Raw genomic sequence first — 18,304 nt, 5'->3', positions numbered from 1 at the left:
GGGCCCCCCGCCGTGAAGATCAGGCGTGCAGACCGAGCCTGTCGAGTACGCCGGCCAGTTGCTGCCGTTCGTCACCGGCCAGCGCGTGCAGCGGCAATGGCAGGCAAGGCGCACTCGCCAGACCGAGCAACTCAGCGGCCGCCGCGACCACCCGCACACTGCCGTGTTTTCTGAAAAAGACCCATAAAGGCTCAAGCCCGGCGGACAGCGCCTGCGCTTCGGCCACATTGCCGTTTTGCGCTGCACGGGTGATCGCCACCGGGATCTGCGGGAATAAACCGGCAATCACCGAATACCACACATCACCGCCCTGAGTCAGCACCGTGGCAGCCGCCAGATCGCCCGCGGCGCCCAGGGTGATATGGGCAGGCAGCAGGCCACGGATCGCCTCCAGCCGCGCACGCGTTGTCTGCGGATCGGCAGAAAGATTGGGAATTTTGATGCTGGCAACGTGCGGCAACTGCGCCACGCGGACATACAGGTCATCGCTGAACTCAAAGTGTGTGGTGTTAGGATTGTCGTAAACGCACATCGGCACCGAAAGATGGCGCGATACCGTTTCATACAGCGTAAACACTTCGTCAGCGGTCAGTTTCTGATAGGACACCGGTGCCAGCAGCACCGCACTGACGCCCGCCTGCTGGGCATCTTCCGCCAGATGCAACACCTCAGCGGTGCTGGTCGCACCGATGCTCACCATCACCGGCACCCGGTCTGCATGTTCTACGGCCAGACGGGCCACTTTCGCGCGCTCATCGCGGCTGAGGTAGGCATAGCTGCCGGTTGACCCCAGCGTACCGATCGAATCCACGCCTGCACTGACACTTCTTTCAATCAGCCGCACAAACGCCCGTTCATCGACACCATTATGATTGAGCGGTGTGAGGGGAAAAGCACTTAATCCTGCAAACATCGGTTTCTCCGGTTCAGGTGAATTAACACGATTAATCATAGAGTAAAGTTTAGTGTTTGCCGGAAACTGTTGCCCCTGCATCAGGTTTCAGGCGCAGCATATCCAGCCAGCCGAAAAGCGTTATCACAGCGATCACCACAAACGCGATTTTAAAACTCATTCCCGGCACTGCCTGCCATTGCATCCGCTCCACCAATTGCTCCCCGAAACGGGTGCCCAGCGCGCCAACCGTGATGCCCAGCCCGACCGAGAGTTGCAGCGCAGTGCTGAACAGCGTATTGGCATCCGCCATGTGCCTGGCGGGCACATCCGAAAATGCCAGCGTACTGATGCCGGTGAACTGCATCGAACGGCTCAGCCCCCCGAGAAACAGCAGCAGCATGATCAGCCAGTCTGGCGTGCCGGGTGTCAGGAAAGCGCAAAACAGCAGCGAGAAAACGCTCAGCAGGCCGTTCACCACCAGCACAGGCCGAAAACCAAAGCGGCGGATAAGCGGCGTGGTAGCCGGTTTCATCGCCAGATTTCCGGCGAACACCGCCAGTACCAGCAGCCCGGCGTGGAACGGGTCCATACCGAACCCGACCTGCAACATCAGCGGCAGTAAAAACGGCACGGCGCTGATGGTGATACGAAACAGCGAACCGCCGCCCATACTGATACGAAAGGTCGGAATAACCAGCGATCCGAGGTGCACCATCGGCGCAGCAGATCGGGACAAATGACGCACCGCCAGCACGGACATCGCCGCGCCCGCCGCCAGCAGCAACACGGCGGTGGTCCACAAGATATGATCCTGACTGATAAGCTCCAGACCGGTCACCAGCGCCAGCATCGCCAGCCCGGTCAGCACGAAGCCCGGCGTGTCGAAATGCTTGGGCTGGTCGGCGGGTTGTTGCGGAAACAGCCGCCACGCGAGGATCATGGCGATAATCCCGAGCGGCACGTTGATGTAGAAAATCCAGTGCCAGGAGGCGTAGTGGGTGATAAACCCACCCAGCGGCGGCCCGAGGATCGGCGCGACCAGCGCGGGCCAGGTGAGGGTGGCGATGGCTTTAATCAGCTGAGGTTTTGGCGTGGTTTTCAGCACGGTCAGCCGCCCGACCGGCACCATCAGCGCCCCCCCGACGCCCTGAATAATGCGCAGAAGGATAAATTCCCCGACGCCTGTCGCCATCGCGCAGAACAGGGAGGCAAGCGTAAAAACGGCAAGGGCAAAGGTGAATACATTCCGCGCCCCAAACCGCTCCGCCGCCCAGCCGCTGGCCGGGATCAACACCGCCAGCGTCAGCATATACGCGCTCATCCCGGCATTGAGATCCACCGCAGACACCCCGAAAGATATCGCCATTTGCGGGAGTGCGGTGGCGATCACCGTGCCATCGATAAACTCCATGAAGAAAGCCGCGGCAACCAGTAAAGCAATCACGGAGATCCCTGAACGTTCGGCACTGTCCTGCGACGGATGTTCTGCGACATCCGGTTTACTATGGCTCATGGTCTGTCCTGAAACAGCAAAAGATAGATGATAAGTATTAAACCTATCACACACCTTTGGCTGGGTTATAGATCAGGCGAGGGGCAAAAAGAGCGATTTTACCCATGTGAACGGGCGACTGGCTTCGTTTTCTCCAGTCTGACATCGCCATCCTCAAACCGCTCAACCTCCTGCCAGCCGAGTTTCTGATAAAACCCGAAAGCACGGCTCTCAGCACTGGTTTCAAGCCAGATGGTAGAATGAAGGTCAAACAGCGCCTCTTCAGCGCTTGCCATCAGGCTCCGGCCAATTCCTCTGTCTTCAAAACCGGGAAGGATGAACATCGCGAAAACGCTGGCTTCTTCCAGGTCAGCCATCGAAAACCCCACCGGAGCGCCATCCACTTCGGCGATCCACAGACAGGGCGCTGCCAGCATAGCTTCAAGGATCGCCTCATCTGTGATACCCATTTCTGTGAGTTGCTCGCGAGAAAGCGGGTTCTCCTTCACACGGGTGCGGATATCAAAAATCGCTCCAACGTCTGCTGGCGTTGCGGGTCTGATGCAGGGGATTGACAGATTTTTGAAAGCAGTCACTTGCAGGGTTTCCTTTCATTGAGAAGTAAAAGTAGACGGGGCGGTACTCGCCTACTATAAATCTTATAAGGGAGGGGCGTCAGGAAGTCATCAATGACTCTGCGTTAAAAGCGCCTGACATCATCAATCTCAGGCGCAATGCATTACCCCAGATACTCGATAATCGACAGGCCGCCGTTGTAGTCGGTGCTGTAAATGATCCCCTGAGCATCGACAAACACATCGCAGGACTGGATCACCTGCGGTCTGCCGGGACGTTTATCGATCATCCTTTCAGGCGCAGCGGGCACCAGCGCGCCGGTTTCTTTTGGCTGATAGGGGTTGCTGATGTCGTATGCGCGCACACCGGCGTTCTGATAGGTGGCGAAAATCAACGTGGAACTGACGAAGCTGCCAGGCCGGTTTTCATGCAGATTGTGCGGTCCGAAATGCGCGCCTTTGCTGACATAATCCCGTTCGTCCGGCTGCGGAAAGGTGGAAATACTCACCGGATTCGAGGGTTCGCGCACGTCAAACAGCCAGATCAGTTTCTCGCCGTCTTCCTGATTGTCGAGAACGGCTTCGTCGAGCACCACCAGCAGATCTCGGTCGGGCAACGGCAGTGCCGTGTGCGTGCCGCCGCCAAAGGGCGGGCTCCAGTTTCGGTGCGAAATCAGCTGCGGCGCACTGCGGTCTTTGATATCCAGCAAGGTCAGGCCGCCGTCGCGCCAGCTGGCATACGCCGTATCCCCGCTGATGATCGCATGGTGCAGCGCGTAACGTTTGCCTTCCGGCCAGTCCGGCGTTTCGCCGCCTGCGGTGTGCATTCCCGGCAACCACCACCGCCCGGCAACCTGCGGATTACGCGGGTCGGCCAGATCGATTGTCAGAAAGATATAATCACTGTAACCGTCAATCAGCGCTGAAACGTATGCCCAGCGGCCGCCGACGTACCAGATGCGGTGCACGCCAATACCTTCCAGCCCGAGAAAACCGATCTCTTTTGGCTGATCGGGCACCGAAATATCAAAAATCCGCACGCCCGCGCTCCATCCGCGTTGCTGCGTGCCTTGCACCGTCTCGCTGACGGAACGGGTGTAATAGACTTTTTCATCGGCGAAACGCACGTCAGCAAACAAATCACGGGCGTTGATCACCAGCAGTAAATCGTCGTGCGCCTGTAAATGCACATTCCAGGTGCCCGGCGGCGCAGGGATGAAACCGGCAGGGCGCGGGTTTTTCGGGTCGCGCACGTCCACAATCGAAAACCCCTGCGACACCATATGCCCGATATAGGCGTAGCCACGGTGAACCATCACCTGCACGCCATCAGGTTTACCGCCCTGATCGCTGTGGCCGATCAGCCGCATGTTGCGGCTGTACTCCGGTTGTGGGAGAGAATACGTCGTCATAATCCGGCCTTATTTTTTATGCTGCGCTTCGAGGGTAGCGAACCAGGGGGCGATAAAGTCATCGGATTTTCCCCAGCCGGGGATCACTTTTGCCAGCGACGCCACGTTGACCGCATCAGGATTGCCGGACAGCAACGCCTGCGGAATGGCCGCCGCTTTAAACTCATAAGTGGCAGGCGTTTTTTCACCGGCGATTTTGTTGGCGACCAGACGCAGGTTGATGGCGCCGATCAGTTTAGGATCCACCGCCACGCTGACTTTCCACGGGCTGTTCGGTTCGCGCATCAGCGCCAGATCCTGATTGGAAATATCAATGCTGTAGAGTTTGATTTCAGTGCGGCCATTCTCTTTCAGGGCTTTATACGCGCCCTGACTGAACGCATCCCAGGTTCCCCAGATGGCGTCGATTTTACCCTTCGGATATTTCGCCAGGATCGCGCCCACTTTATTCGCCGTATCCCCCTGAACGTCAGAAGACACCGCGCCAATCGATTCCAGTTCATGAATGCCCGGCTGATCCTGCAACAGTTTCTTGTACTGCGTCTGGCGGCGCTCCATCGGCGGGAAGCCGGCCACCCACAGTTTGACGATGTTGGCTTTGCCGTTGAAATCCTTCACCAGCTGGCCAAAGGAGAGATCGGTAAGCGAAGCATCGTCCTGCTGCGTGACGGTCACGCCGGGGATCTCGCCATTTACCGCGGTATCAAAGACCGACACCGCAATGCCGCTGGCGGTGATACGTTTAACCAGCTCGGTGGAATAGGGGTCACGCCCCTGCGACAAAATAATGCCGTCATATTTCTGGCTGATGGCCTGATTGACGAAATCCTGGAATTTCGCGTCGTCGCCGTTACTCAGAAATGTGCTGACCTGAAAACCGAGTTTGCGGCCTTCCTGAATCACACCGGAGACAAACTGGGTGGTGTTATCGTCCGACCCCAGATTACGGATCACCGCGATGCGGATGGGCCCCTGATGCCCGGCAATCGCTTGCGGCACCGCAGCGGTTTGTGCAGCAAACGACGGCAGGACGGTGAATAAACTTAACGCCAGCAATGAGGTGGAGAGCAGTTTCATTTTTATTACCCTGTGTGGTTAATCATCATTAAAACGGGAGGACAATTCATCTGAGCTTTTGTGCAGGCTTTTATAGTGAGTTAATGAATTGATTGTCCGAGTTTTGATGACGGCGCAGCCGTTGGCAACGAACTAAAACGTATAAGTTAATGCCAAAGAGTATTAGCCATCCGGATGTCCGGGGGTAGGATGTTAACAGCTTCTATATTAAGGAATTCCCGATGAGTGATACTGATATCCGCGTGGTCGCCGGCCCTGCCAACTATTTTTCTTTCCCCGGCGCCATTGAGCGTCTTGCTGAGTTTTATACCCCGGCGCAACTGGATAAAGCGCTGTGGATTTACGGCGAACGGGCGCTGCTGGCTGCGCAGGATTATCTGCCGGAAGCCTTTACCGCCTCACAGGCCAGGCACGTGCTGTTTAACGCACATTGCAGCGAAACAGAAGTGCAGCGGATTGCAGAGATCGGCGGGCCGGATCGTCAGGTGGTGATCGGCATTGGCGGCGGGGCGGTGCTGGATACGGCGAAAGTCGTGGCGCGCCGTCTCGGGCTGCCGGTGGTGGCGATCCCAACCATCGCCGCGACATGCGCGGCCTGGACGCCGCTCTCGGTCTGGTATAACGACGAAGGCCAGGCGCTGCGTTACGAAATCTTCAGGGATGCCAACCATCTGGTGCTGGTCGAACCGCGCATTATTCTCGCCGCGCCAAAGGAGTATCTGCTGGCAGGGATCGGCGACACGCTGGCGAAATGGTACGAAGCCGTGGTGCTCAGCCCGCAGCCGCAAACGCTGCCCCTGACGGTTCAGCTCGGCCTGAATACTGCGCTGACGCTGCGCGACGTGTTGCTCAATGAAAGCGAAGCGGCCTTACAGGCGCAGGATGATCATCAGCTGACTCAGCCGTTCCTGAATGTGCTGGATGCGATCATCGCGGGCGGCGGATTAGTGGGCGGGCTGGGCGACCGGTACACGCGTATCGCGGCGGCGCATTCCGTGCACAACGGCCTGACCGCTCTGCCGCAGACTGATGCCTTCCTGCACGGCACCAAAGTGGCCTACGGTATTCTGGTGCAAAGCGCGTTGCTGAATCAGCCGGACGTGGTGGTGCAACTGACCGCACTGTATAAGGTGCTTGATCTGCCGGTCAGTCTGGCCCAATTACAGGTGGATATCACGGATGAAAAGCAGATGTCGCGTCTGATTGCACGCACGCTCCAGCCCGGTGAATCCATCCATCTGCTGCCGGGCCACCCCGATGCCGCACAACTGCGGCGGGCGTTTGAATTTGTCGAAGAACAGTTTGTGGAGAATAACGCTGAGCGAACGGGTGATGCTTAAACAGGGCGCAATACCTTAATTCTCCCCCTTACGTAAAGATAATGTAAACGGCGCCTCAACAGGATTCATCTACCGGTCGGGCGCGGTTTTCTTTAAGGAAGCGTTGTAAAGTTGTTTAAAAATCGGGTGATACCGTGATTATTTCAGGCAGCGGAAATAAGTCATGGAACACTCACCACTTAACGACATCGAATCCCTCAGCGGACCACAGTCCACTGACCCAACTCTCAACAAAAAAGTCAGCGGATTCAGTCTGTTCATGGATTTGCTGAGCGGTGCCTGTGTACCGGATAACCTCTGGCGCGACCGGATGTTCCGTGTCAAATACGCCGTCCGCACGTTGTTGCATCCGCTGGATACCCTGAAAGTCCTTAACAAGATGGCCGCCGAACCGGTCTGGCAGGAGGCGTTCACCGTTCAGACCAAATTACCGAGCAAAATCCACAAACCCTATCTGCACCTCGGATTGCCGTCCGCCGGACGCGCTTCTGCGCTGGTGGATCATTACGCCTTCGTCTGTAACATTGAAAGCGCACCGCTGCGCAACACCTTCCTCAGCGCAAACGGTGACACCGTCACACAGTTCACCGGCAAAGACGGTGAAACCTTCAGGGTCGTGCTGGGATCGATCGGTAAATCCGAGCGGGAAGGCGAGGCGAACATGTTCCTGTATATGGAAGAAACGCTGCTGGCCGCGCTGACGTTCAGCGTTGTGCAACGCCCTGAAGGCCTGACGATAATCGTGGGGGGATTCCAGGGGGCGCACCGCTCGACGCCGCATGAGGTGATCAAACAGGCGACCAAATCCTGCTACGGGCTGTTCCCGAAACGTCTGCTGCTGGAAAGCCTGCAACGCATTGCCGCGCATACCGGCGTACAGCGGATCCTGGCGGTCAGCGACACCGGCCATGTTTTCCGCAGCCTGCGTTACCGTCACCGTAAAAAGAACGTATTCGTCGCCAGCTATAACGAATTCTGGGATTCCATCAGCGCCACGCCATATTCATCTTCTTTATATGACGTTCCGCTGACGCTGCCGCGCAAAACCATGGAAGAGTTACCCAGCAAAAAACGTTCTGAATACCGTAAACGTTACACATTGCTCGATGAATTACAGGAAAGTACAGCGTCATTGCTGAAGGCCTGAACCTTTGCACCTCTTTTGAATCACTCGCTGTAGCAAGCACCAGGGCCAGGGATTGGCCTTTCCTCTTAAAGAACCTGCCGTATGACATGCCTGTAAGGTGATGAACCCTCACGGTATTTCACCGCAGGCTGCCTGTCTGAAATCATTCAACTGTGAATTAATTCAACGTAAATAATCGCGCCAAATGTGTGTTATTTATGGAGAAGAATGATAACTGCATCGCAAAATCCACGTTCTTCCCTTCGTCTGGTATATCAAATGTGAACTAATTCACATCTATTCATCATGCTCGCCTATATAAAACGATATCTCTAAAAAAACAAAACACCGGTTCATAAATATAAAATATCTCTCTGGGCGGGAAACACGATGAACGCAGAAAAACCAATTTTATTCAGACATCAGCTGGCCTACGGTGGCGGCAACCTGTTGGGCAGCGGCGCGCTGGCCATTGCCGGTATCTGGCTGCTGTACTTCTACACGACCTTTTGTGGCCTGACGCTGTTACAAGCTTCGGCCATCTTCTCGGTCGCCAGCATCATCGATGCGATCAGCAACCCGCTGATGGGTTATCTTTCCGATAACTTTGGCAAGACGCGCCTCGGCAAACGTTTTGGCCGCCGTCGCTTCTTCATATTACTGGGCATCCCGCTGATGATGTTCTACCCGCTGCTGTGGGTGGAAGGCTTCGGCTTCTGGTATTACCTTTCCACTTACGTGGTGTTCGAGCTGATTTACACCTCGGTGATGGTGCCTTACGAAACCCTCGCCACGGAAATGACCACTGACTTCTCCGCGCGCTCCAAGCTGACCGGCTACAAAGCGATCTTCGGTAAAGTGGCTAACTTCCTTGCCGCCTTCATCCCTGGTCAGTTCATTCTGATCTACGGCAAAGACTCCGCCGAGCCGTTCTTTTTCACGGCCCTGACTTACGGTGTGATCTTATGTGTGGCGATCGGCATGTTGTATCTCTCCTCCTGGGAACGTCCGGTTGAAGAAACCACGCCGGTGGATGAGAAGAAAATGACGCTGGGCAAAACCATGCTCACGCTGCTTCGCGACATGAAATCCACATTCCACCTGCGCGTGTTCCGTAAACATCTGGGCATGTACCTGTGCGGCTTTGGGGCGGAATGGCTGTTCGCGTCGGTCTTCACGTATTTCATCATTTTCGTTCTGCAATATGACCCGACCATGGTGGCCGGGCTGAGCAGCCTGAACTCTATTCTGCAACTGTTCTCCACCGCCATTTTCATCGGCATCTGCGTGAAGCACGGCTTCAGCAAGCCTTACATACTGGCGCTGGGCATTGTGGTGTTCTCGGTCGCCTGTTACAGCCTGCTGCACTTTATGCACCTGCCGCAGCAGTACGCCACGGTCGCCATGTTGACCATTACCGTGATATTCGGTATCGGGACCGGCGGTGTGTATTACATCCCGTGGACGGTGTACACCTTCCTGGCCGACATTGACGAAGCTTTCACAGGGAGACGTCGCGAAGGTATTTATGCCGGTGCGATGACGTTCTCCGGCAAGCTGATGCGTTCGGTGATCGTCTTCGTGATGGGCGCTATCCTCAGCTTCTATGGCTTCCAGTCCAAATCTCACACCCAGCCGGAAAGTGCCGTAACGGCGATTGCGCTGGTGTTCTGTATCGGGGTCATTGCGCTGGCACTGATGGCAATGGTGTTCAGTAATCAGATGAAACTTAACCGCAAAACGCACCTGGTGGTATTGGGCGAAGTGGCGCGCATCAAAGCGGGCGGCGAAATCAGTGATATTCAGCCGGACGTTCGCCTGGTGATGGAAAACCTGATTGGTTATCCGTATGAACAATGCTGGGGCAACAGTGAAGTGTGCCGCAAAATCTTCGATACGCCCGCCGTTGAGTTAACCGATCCGAAACCGATGGTGAGCACCACGCAACACCCGTAATACCTCAGTTTTACCACGCAGATTGACATCAATCACCTCACCGACTGGCCGGGAAATCCGGCCAGCGACGCCTTACGTTTTTAGGATGAGAACGACTATGTGGGAACGACATCTGTTTATTGTCGCGCTGACTCTCGCAGCAAGCGCACAAGGCATGGCCGCTGCATTGCCTGATGCCAGCAAACTGGTCTGGCACAGCATCACGTTTGGTCAGTCTACCGATATCAACTTTGCCACCAACGTATTGCCGGAAAAAATCGGCATGAACGAAACCCGTCTGGCCGACGGAAAAACCATCCCGTCAGACGGCACTTTGCTGACCACGCCATTTACCCTGGAAAGCCGTGGCGGCAAAGTGGGCAACAGCCACGACGGGCTGACCTATTTCTACACCCGCTTACCGGCACAGGCGAATTTCCGGCTGGAAGCAGACATTACGCTCAATCAGTTTGGCCCTGAAAACGGTGCGAAACCGGCGGGCCAGGAAGGCGCGGGGTTACTGGTACGCGACATTCTCGGCAACCCCCGTGAACCTGTCACTAAACCGGGCATCGAGGAGTTACCGGCCGCCTCCAATATGGTGATGAACAGCGTCATGGCGACCGGCGATAAACCGCCGGTGGTGGCACTTCTCGCCCGGCAGGGCGTGCAGCAACCCTGGGGCAATACCGGGATTGGCATGGTGCGTGAAAGCTATCATCCGCTGAATACGCCTGCGCATTTCTCGCTGCGCCTGACCCGCACGGATTCCGGTTTTGAGGTCGCTTATGCCCCGCAGGGCAGCAACCAGTGGACCACCCGGACGGTGGAAGGTGCTGACCGCATCACCCAGCTTGATAAAACCGGGTACTACGTTGGCTTCTTTGCCTCGCGCAATGCCAGCATCACCGTGAATCACGCCACGCTGACGCTGTCCGGCGCCCAGACCTTGCCTTCCGCGCCTTACGTGACGCCGTCACTTAAAGCGCGCATTGAGGTGATGTCTTCACCGGTGATGGCCCGTCGTGACGGTGTATTCCAGCTGCGCACCAACGGCGACGGTCAGGTGCAGATTACGCAGGAGAAAAAACCTTTGCTGCGCCAGAAAACGGTGCGGGGCGGAGAAATCATCAGCGTACCTTTTCATGCCGATAAGCCCTCAACCGCCCTCAGCGTGACCTTTACACCGGATAACGGCCAGCCGCTCACGCAGGAATTCCCGGTCAGTATGGCGCTGGTGAATAATCCTGATGAACTTTATGTCTCGCCGCAGGGCGTGGCGGGCAGTGACGGTTCACGTGCACATCCGCTGGATTTTTCCAGTGCGGTCAATTTGTTAGCACCGGGCGGTACGCTGTGGCTGGCAGACGGCGAATATCCGGCCAGCGTCATCCCGGCCACCGCCAGCGGCACGGAAAAAGCCATGAAAACGCTGCGTGCGCAGGGCGATAACGTCGTTTTCAGCGGGCTGAAACTGGAAGCCAGCTACTGGAATGTGCAGGGGATTACCGTCACCGGTAAAAGCTTCCACATCGCCGGCAGCTATAACCATCTCGACCGGATCAAGGCCCACCATGCCGATGACACCGGTATCTGGGTAGCCTCGCCGGACGGCATCGGGCGGGCACTGTGGGCCAGCCATAACCTGATCAGCAATTCTGAATCCTGGGGGAATCAGGATCCGGGGCGTAAAAATGCGGACGGATTTGCGGTGAAAATGCGCGTGGGCGAGGGCAACCGGCTGGTGAATTGTTATTCCCATGACAACATTGACGACGGCTTTGACCTGTTCAACAAAATAGAGGACGGCCCGAACGGCAGCGTGACCATCGAAAACAGCCTGTCTGTGCACAACGGCAGCAACGGTTTCAAACTGGGTGGCGAAGGGTTACCGGTGGCACACGTTGTCCGCCATAACGTGGCAGTCGAAAACGGCATGGACGGCTTTACCGACAACTTCAATCCGGGTGCGCTGGTGATTGAAAGCAACCGCGCGGTGGACAACAAACGCTTCAATTTCCTGTTCCGTCCTTCGCCCTACACCACGGCGGACAAGCAGGGAAGCTTCAGAGATAACCTGTCACTGCGCACCACGCCGGGCAAGTATGACGATGCGGTAAGCGGCAATGTCGACGACAGTAATTATTTCTACACCGGTCATCACAGCGTGAACAGGGCAGGGGAAATCATCACACCGGATAATTATCTCTCGCTGAAACTGCCTGAGCCTTTAACCCGTCATGCGGACGGCGCCTTTAATTATCAGCATTTTTTAGAAAAGAAATAAAAGAAGTCAGAATAAGTACGTGTCGTAAATACAAACATAAAAATACTACTCAATATCTCTGGGATTAATAACAACATGAAAAATAACAGACTGCTGCTCTGCGGTCTGCTGCTGGCCAGCGCCGGTAGTCAGGCTGTCACTATTGATCTTCGCCACGAATGGCTGGACGACAGTAAACAACATAAAGACCGGGCCATGGTGTCTCACCGGTTTGCCAACGGCTTTGGTTTTTCACTGGAAGCCAAGTGGAAATCCGGCGGAGACAACCCGAATAAACCCTTTAATAATCTGGTAGATAACGGCACTGAAAGCACCATCAGCTATCAGTATAAAGTGACACCGGCGTTTTTCCTGCAACCCGGTTTCACCCTGGAATCCAGTTCGGACAACAGTATCTATAAGCCGTTTTTAACCGCCGGATATACCTTCGACAGCGGCATCTATTTCAATGCCCGCTATCGTTACGAATATACCCGTTATACCAAAGAGAATACCGAAGACCGCAAAACAAACCGTGGCGAAATCTGGCTGGGTTATCGTCTTGCCGACTGGCGTTTCGAATATAACTATATTTATAAACACAGCGATCAGATTCTGTATGACAATGACAAATGGGATTATGAACAGGATTTAAAAGTGGCTTATAATATTAATAAGCAATGGACGCCTTATGCACAAATCGGTGATGTGTCGGTGAGAAAAACCACGGACGAAAGACAAACCCGTTTCCGTTTGGGGATCCAATATAATTTCTGATATCACTTGATCAGGGTGTGACAGACGTCTTGCCGGTCAGTGATGGCTGACCGGCTATTTCCTCACTGAAATATAAACGAAACATTTTAAACTGCTTTTGCGGGTTGACAATAATATACGGCATGGGTAAATTGCACGAGCCAGAAGTAGCGGCCTTTATCCACTAATACATAAGAGACTAATGGACACAGTATTGCGAAACTCACCGGACGACGCTGATATAGCCCGCCGGAATATTAAACATGAAATCGATTGTGATCATTTCATCGTTTGGGTGTGCCTCGCCAGAGCCTGATGCTCTCGTGTAATCCCACCTCAACCTGAAGGTCACGGTCCCGAGGTGTGTTATGAAGTTCAAATTCCCCTTTTTTGCTGATGTCAAAACGCTGACATCCACTTTGCGTGTCCGCCCGTCTCGCGACAGGACGCTGGCTGCCCGCAATAAAGACTCGTCATCTCTTTTTTCTTCTAAAATCAACAGAATGAATCACTCTGTTACCACCTGGCGCGTCAGTCCCGTGACCGGCCAGCTGGAGCAGCGTTGTGTTTTTTCTGACAACGAAGAACCTCAAAGTCGGCTTTCCCCCGCCTGATTCAGCCCGTGGCATCTGCTGCGCTGAATTTCGTCCTTATTGACGCCTGACCGCGACGTCTTTTTATTATTTTCCTTTATGGAATGAATAAAGAGAACGGCGAAGCCATGCCGAAATAAAAGACTCATTATCGATTTCACTCTGTTTATTTTCTTTCTCAACGTAAGAGAAATAATAAACGGCGGGAGATCTTGTGCAATAAAGACGTAAACACCGATCGCTTAAATAACGCGAATGTCTTCGGCTGCCCGAAATATAAGACAGCCATAAAACGGACGCGTTACCGGCGACAGGAGCACCACCATGACTGTACAAAACAAAACAGCAACTCCCCTGAAAAATCAGGACAAAAAAAAGCAGGCGCTTTCCATGCGTGCTGCGATGGAAGCCAGAAACGGCGTGGACGTGACGCTGATTAACGTCAATGCCACCCGCGAGGGGCTGACGGAATCCGCCGCCGCCCAGCGTCTGGAGAAACAGGGCTACAACGAAGTGGCCCACGACAAACCCCCTCACGCGCTGATCCAGCTGATCCGGGCGTTCAACAACCCGTTTATTTATGTGTTAGCGGTGCTCGCCATCATCAGTTTTTTCACCGATTTCTGGTTCCCGCTGCGCGCCGGTGAGGAAACGGATCTGGTGTCGGTCTATATCATCAGCGCGATGGTTGCCATCAGCGGGCTGGTGCGTTTCTGGCAGGAGCATCGCTCGGCAAAATCCGCCGAAGCGCTGAAAGCCATGGTACGCACCACCGCCAGCGTGTTGCGCCGCAATGCGGCCGGGCAGCAGGGCAAACTGCGTGAAATCCCAATGCGCGAACTGGTGGTGGGAGACATCGTGCAGCTCTACGCCGGGGACATGATCCCGGCCGACGTGCGGCTGATCGAATCCCGGGATCTGTTTATCAGCCAGGCGGTACTGACCGGTGAAGCCCTGCCGGTGGAAAAATATGACACGCTCGGCAACGTGGCGCAGAAATCTGCCAGCGACGTTGCGGCGGAAAATGAGAATCTGCTGGATATCCCGAACATCTGCTTTATGGGTACCAACGTGGTCAGCGGCACGGCGCAGGCCGTGGTGGTGGCGACCGGTCCGCGCACCTATTTCGGTTCGCTGGCGAAAGCCATTGTCGGCACCCGCGTCCAGACGGCGTTTGACCGGGGAGTCAACAGCGTCAGCTGGCTGCTGATCCGATTCATGCTGGTGATGGTGCCGGTGGTATTCCTCATTAACGGCATCATGAAAGGCGAATGGTGGGATGCCATGCTGTTTGCCGTGGCGGTCGCGGTCGGTCTGACACCGGAAATGCTGCCGATGATCGTCAGCGCCAATCTGGCGAAAGGTGCCGTGGCGATGTCGAAGCGCAAGGTAGTGGTCAAACGTCTGAACGCTATCCAGAATCTCGGCGCGATGGACGTATTGTGTACCGACAAAACCGGCACGCTGACGCAGGACAAAATCATTCTTGAGCACCACATGGACACCCACGGGCAAAAGAATGACGCCGTGCTGCAACTGGCGTGGCTGAACAGTTTCCATCAGAGCGGCATCAAAAACCTGATGGATCAGGCCGTGATCTATTTCTCAGACACCACGCCCGGCTTCGTCAAACCGCAGGGCTACAGCAAAGTCGATGAAATGCCGTTCGACTTTATCCGCCGCCGTCTGTCGATTGTGGTGAAGGATCCGCAACAAAATCATCTGCTGGTGTGTAAAGGCGCCGTGGAAGAGATGCTCAGCATTTCCACCCATATGCAGGAAAACGGCAAGGTTGTGGCGCTGAGTGATTCCCGTCGTCAGGCGCTGCTGGCCATGGCGAATGACTACAACAAAGACGGTTTTCGCGTGCTGCTGGTCGCCACCCGCACCCTTCCTGCAGCAGAAACGAAAAAACAGTACGGCACCGACGATGAGCATGACCTGATCATCAGCGGGTTCCTGACCTTCCTCGATCCGCCGAAAGAGTCCGCAGGCCCGGCCATTGCAGCGCTGCGTGAAATCGGCGTGGCCGTAAAAGTGCTGACCGGCGATAACGCGGTGGTCACCCAGCGGATCTGCCGTCAGGTCGGGCTGGAGCCGGGCGAACCGCTGCTCGGGCCGCAGATTGAACGCCTCGACGACGCCACGCTGCAACAGCTGGCCGAAGAACGGACAGTGTTTGCCAAACTGACGCCGTTGCAGAAATCGCGCGTGCTGAAAGCCTTGCAGGCCAACGGCCACACGGTGGGCTTCCTTGGCGACGGCATCAACGATGCCCCTGCGCTGCGGGATGCGGACGTCGGGATTTCGGTCGACAGCGGCACGGATATCGCCAAAGAATCGGCCGATATTATCCTGCTGGAAAAGAGCCTGATGGTGCTGGAAGAGGGTGTACTGAAAGGACGCGAGACGTTCGGCAACATCATGAAGTACCTGAACATGACCGCCAGTTCCAACTTTGGCAACGTGTTCTCGGTGCTGGTCGCCAGTGCGTTTATCCCGTTCCTGCCGATGCTGGCGATTCAGCTTCTGCTGCAAAACCTGATGTACGACATTTCTCAGCTGGCGCTGCCATGGGACAAAATCGATAAAGAGTTCCTGAAAAAACCGCGTAAGTGGGATGCCAAAAACATTGGCCGCTTCATGGTGTGGATTGGCCCGACGTCCTCGATTTTCGATATGACGACGTTTGCGGTCATGTGGTACGTGTTCAGCGCCAACAGCGAATCGATGCAGACCCTGTTCCAGTCCGGCTGGTTCGTCGAAGGTCTGCTGTCACAGACGCTGGTGGTGCACATGCTGCGTACCCAGAAAATCCCGTTCATTCAGAGCACTGCGGCCTGGCCGGTCATGATGATGACCTGCCTGGTGATGGCATTTGGTATTTACGTGCCGTTCTCACCGCTTGGCCCGATTGTCGGATTGCAGGCGCTGCCGTGGGAATACTTCCCGTGGCTGGCCGGTACGCTGCTGGCTTACTGCTGCGTGGCGCAGGGCATGAAAACCCTTTATATCCGTCGTTTCAAACAGTGGTTCTGAGCCGCTGAACAAGGTGCCGCAGCCCATCGCGGCACCTGCTTTAACACTTTATTTGCTGTCAGTGAATAATAATGACAACCCTGAAAAAGGGGACTGCGATGTCCATGACCCATACCGTTACCACCATGACCACCCAATCCGGCACCACGCTGCTGATCAATCTGGCGGGCGCAATTGCGCTGCTGCTTTGGGGGTCCCATATGATTTCAACCGCGCTGCAACGCGGTTTTGGCACACCGCTGCGCAACTGGATGGGCCGTCACCTGACGCACCGCTGGATGGCGCTGCTGGCAGGGATCGGCATCACCGGTTTGCTGCAAAGCAGCACGGCGGTCAGCCTGATGGCGACCTCTTTTACCGCCGCCGGTACGCTGAGCCTGGCCCCGGCGCTGGCGGTAATGCTCGGTGCCAACGTCGGCTCCACGCTGGTCGTTCAGCTGATGAGTTTTAACACTGCGATTGCCATTCCACTGCTGGTGCTGTGCGGATTTATGGTGTTCAAAATGCGCGATCACACCGGTTTTGAAAGCGCCGGTTGTGCACTGATTGGCCTCGGCCTGATGCTGATGGCGCTCAGCCTGCTCGGCGCGACCCTCGGCCACATCGAAACCACCCCGGTTTTCCATGCCGTGATGCAGGGGCTGGAGGGCGATACGCTGATTGCGCTGCTGGTGGCGATCATTCTCACCCTGATTTGCCATTCAAGCGTGGCGGTAATTTTGCTGATTGCGTCGCTTGCCGCCACCGGCGTCATGACCCCGGTCACCGCCATGGTGCTGGTGCTGGGCGCGAATATCGGCGGCGCACTCCCGCCGGTGCTCAATGCCGGGTCTGCCGTCGCACGCCGTCTGCCGGTGGGCAATCTGCTGATCCGCGGCGCTGGGTGCGTGGTGGCGCTGGCGATGATGCCGTTGCTCAGCCAGCTCGCCGGGCGTCTGGCACTGACCACGCCGCAGCTGGTGGTGTGGTTCCACACGGCCTTCAGCGCGGTGCTGGCGGTGGCCTTTATCGGCCTGACGGCGCCGATGGCACGCCTGCTCGAACGTTTACTGCCCGAGGCTGAGCGCACCGGCAGCGCGGCCATGCCGATGTATCTCGATGAAGCCGGGCTGGATATCGCCTACATCGGGCTGTCCAATTCGGTGCGGGAATCCCTGCGCGCCGCTGACATGCTCAATACCATGCTCGACCGGCTTCGTGCGCTGTTTAACGCACCTCACAGACATTCAGCGGCGGAAATCCGCCAGCTGGATCACCAGCTCGATGGTCTGAGCGCGGCGATCCGCGCTTATCTCGCCGATATGGGGCACGACGGCCTGAGTGACGCCGACGCTGACCGCGCGCAGGAAATCCTGATGTTTGTGATCAACGTGGAGCACGCGGGCGACATTCTTTCCAGCAGCCTGGCGCAGTTAGCCACGCGCCGCTCACTGCGCGGCGAGCTGTTCAGCGAGTTCGAATTGCACAATATCGGTCTGCTGCACACGGAAATGCTCACCAGCCTGCGTCTGGCGGTTACCGCATTTCTGGGCGAAGACCTGGCGGCGGCACATCAGTTGGTCAGGTGTAAAGACGTGATCCGCCAGATCGAGGCCACCGCCAGCCGTGAGCATTTTAAAAAGCTGCGTGATGATAAAAGTGCCTGGGCGGAATCCGGCGATATTTTCCAGCGTGTTCTGCGCGATTACCGCCGCGTGCATCACCATATCGCCGCCGTGGCCTACCCGGTCATTGATCGTCTGAGTGATGAGAACGGCAGGGCAGACACCCTCCCGCACGCCTGATAACAACAATAAAA

13 protein-coding genes are annotated in these 18,304 nt (G+C 56.0%); 8 read left to right on the top strand and 5 right to left on the bottom strand.

The annotated features are described in order from the left end of the window. Nucleotides 1-19 precede the first annotated feature (19 nt). The 5 genes from ED901_RS17510 to ED901_RS17490 form a co-directional block, all read right to left on the bottom strand. Entirely contained in the window at nucleotides 20-913 is an 894-nt protein-coding gene (locus ED901_RS17510; RefSeq protein WP_122096944.1) for a dihydrodipicolinate synthase family protein, read from the bottom strand. 49 nt (nucleotides 914-962) lie between these two features. Continuing rightward, nucleotides 963-2,408 (bottom strand): MFS transporter, encoded by a 1,446-nt coding sequence (locus ED901_RS17505; protein WP_122096686.1) that lies wholly within the window; start codon nucleotides 2,406-2,408, stop codon nucleotides 963-965. 98 nt (nucleotides 2,409-2,506) lie between these two features. Next, nucleotides 2,507-2,983, bottom strand: coding sequence for a GNAT family N-acetyltransferase (locus ED901_RS17500; protein ID WP_205965119.1), 477 nt, complete (start codon nucleotides 2,981-2,983; stop codon nucleotides 2,507-2,509). Between the two features lie 143 nt (nucleotides 2,984-3,126). Then, on the bottom strand, nucleotides 3,127-4,374 hold the full coding sequence (locus ED901_RS17495) for an LVIVD repeat-containing protein (protein ID WP_122096684.1): 1,248 nt from the start codon (nucleotides 4,372-4,374) through the stop codon (nucleotides 3,127-3,129). 9 nt (nucleotides 4,375-4,383) lie between these two features. Next, nucleotides 4,384-5,451 (bottom strand): sugar ABC transporter substrate-binding protein, encoded by a 1,068-nt coding sequence (locus tag ED901_RS17490; protein ID WP_056773881.1) that lies wholly within the window; start codon nucleotides 5,449-5,451, stop codon nucleotides 4,384-4,386. Between the two features lie 221 nt (nucleotides 5,452-5,672). On the opposite strand from ED901_RS17490, the gene ED901_RS17485 reads away from it, so the two are divergent. The 8 genes from ED901_RS17485 to ED901_RS17450 all read left to right on the top strand — a co-directional run bounded on the left by ED901_RS17485 (nucleotide 5,673) and on the right by ED901_RS17450 (nucleotide 18,290). After that, the gene (locus ED901_RS17485) at nucleotides 5,673-6,791 is read left to right on the top strand and encodes an oxidoreductase (protein ID WP_122096683.1); all 1,119 of its coding nucleotides are present in this window, start codon (nucleotides 5,673-5,675) and stop codon (nucleotides 6,789-6,791) included. Between the two features lie 163 nt (nucleotides 6,792-6,954). Further along, nucleotides 6,955-7,938 (top strand): VirK/YbjX family protein, encoded by a 984-nt coding sequence (locus ED901_RS17480; RefSeq protein ID WP_122096682.1) that lies wholly within the window; start codon nucleotides 6,955-6,957, stop codon nucleotides 7,936-7,938. 369 nt (nucleotides 7,939-8,307) lie between these two features. Continuing rightward, a complete protein-coding gene (locus ED901_RS17475; RefSeq protein WP_122096681.1) occupies nucleotides 8,308-9,873 on the top strand; it encodes an MFS transporter in 1,566 nt (521 codons plus the stop codon). 97 nt (nucleotides 9,874-9,970) lie between these two features. Next, nucleotides 9,971-12,139 (top strand): right-handed parallel beta-helix repeat-containing protein, encoded by a 2,169-nt coding sequence (locus tag ED901_RS17470; protein ID WP_122096680.1) that lies wholly within the window; start codon nucleotides 9,971-9,973, stop codon nucleotides 12,137-12,139. 75 nt (nucleotides 12,140-12,214) lie between these two features. Further along, nucleotides 12,215-12,895, top strand: a complete 681-nt coding sequence (locus ED901_RS17465; RefSeq protein WP_056773898.1) for an oligogalacturonate-specific porin KdgM family protein — start codon at nucleotides 12,215-12,217, stop codon at nucleotides 12,893-12,895. Between the two features lie 347 nt (nucleotides 12,896-13,242). Next, entirely contained in the window at nucleotides 13,243-13,488 is a 246-nt protein-coding gene (locus tag ED901_RS17460; protein WP_056773901.1) for a hypothetical protein, read from the top strand. A gap of 303 nt (nucleotides 13,489-13,791) precedes the next feature. Beyond that, nucleotides 13,792-16,506 carry a magnesium-translocating P-type ATPase gene (gene mgtA, locus ED901_RS17455; protein WP_122096679.1) on the top strand — a complete coding sequence of 905 codons (2,715 nt, stop codon included), beginning with the start codon at nucleotides 13,792-13,794 and terminating at the stop codon, nucleotides 16,504-16,506. A 98-nt stretch (nucleotides 16,507-16,604) separates the two neighbouring features. Next, nucleotides 16,605-18,290: a Na/Pi cotransporter family protein gene (locus ED901_RS17450; RefSeq protein WP_122096678.1), complete on the top strand. Its 1,686-nt coding sequence runs from the start codon at nucleotides 16,605-16,607 to the stop codon at nucleotides 18,288-18,290. Nucleotides 18,291-18,304: the final 14 nt, after the last annotated feature.

The sequence above is a fragment of the Rahnella sp. Larv3_ips genome (genome assembly GCF_003697865.1).
Lineage (GTDB): Bacteria > Pseudomonadota > Gammaproteobacteria > Enterobacterales > Enterobacteriaceae > Rahnella > Rahnella rivi.
This window is presented reverse-complemented; position numbering and strand designations above follow the sequence as displayed.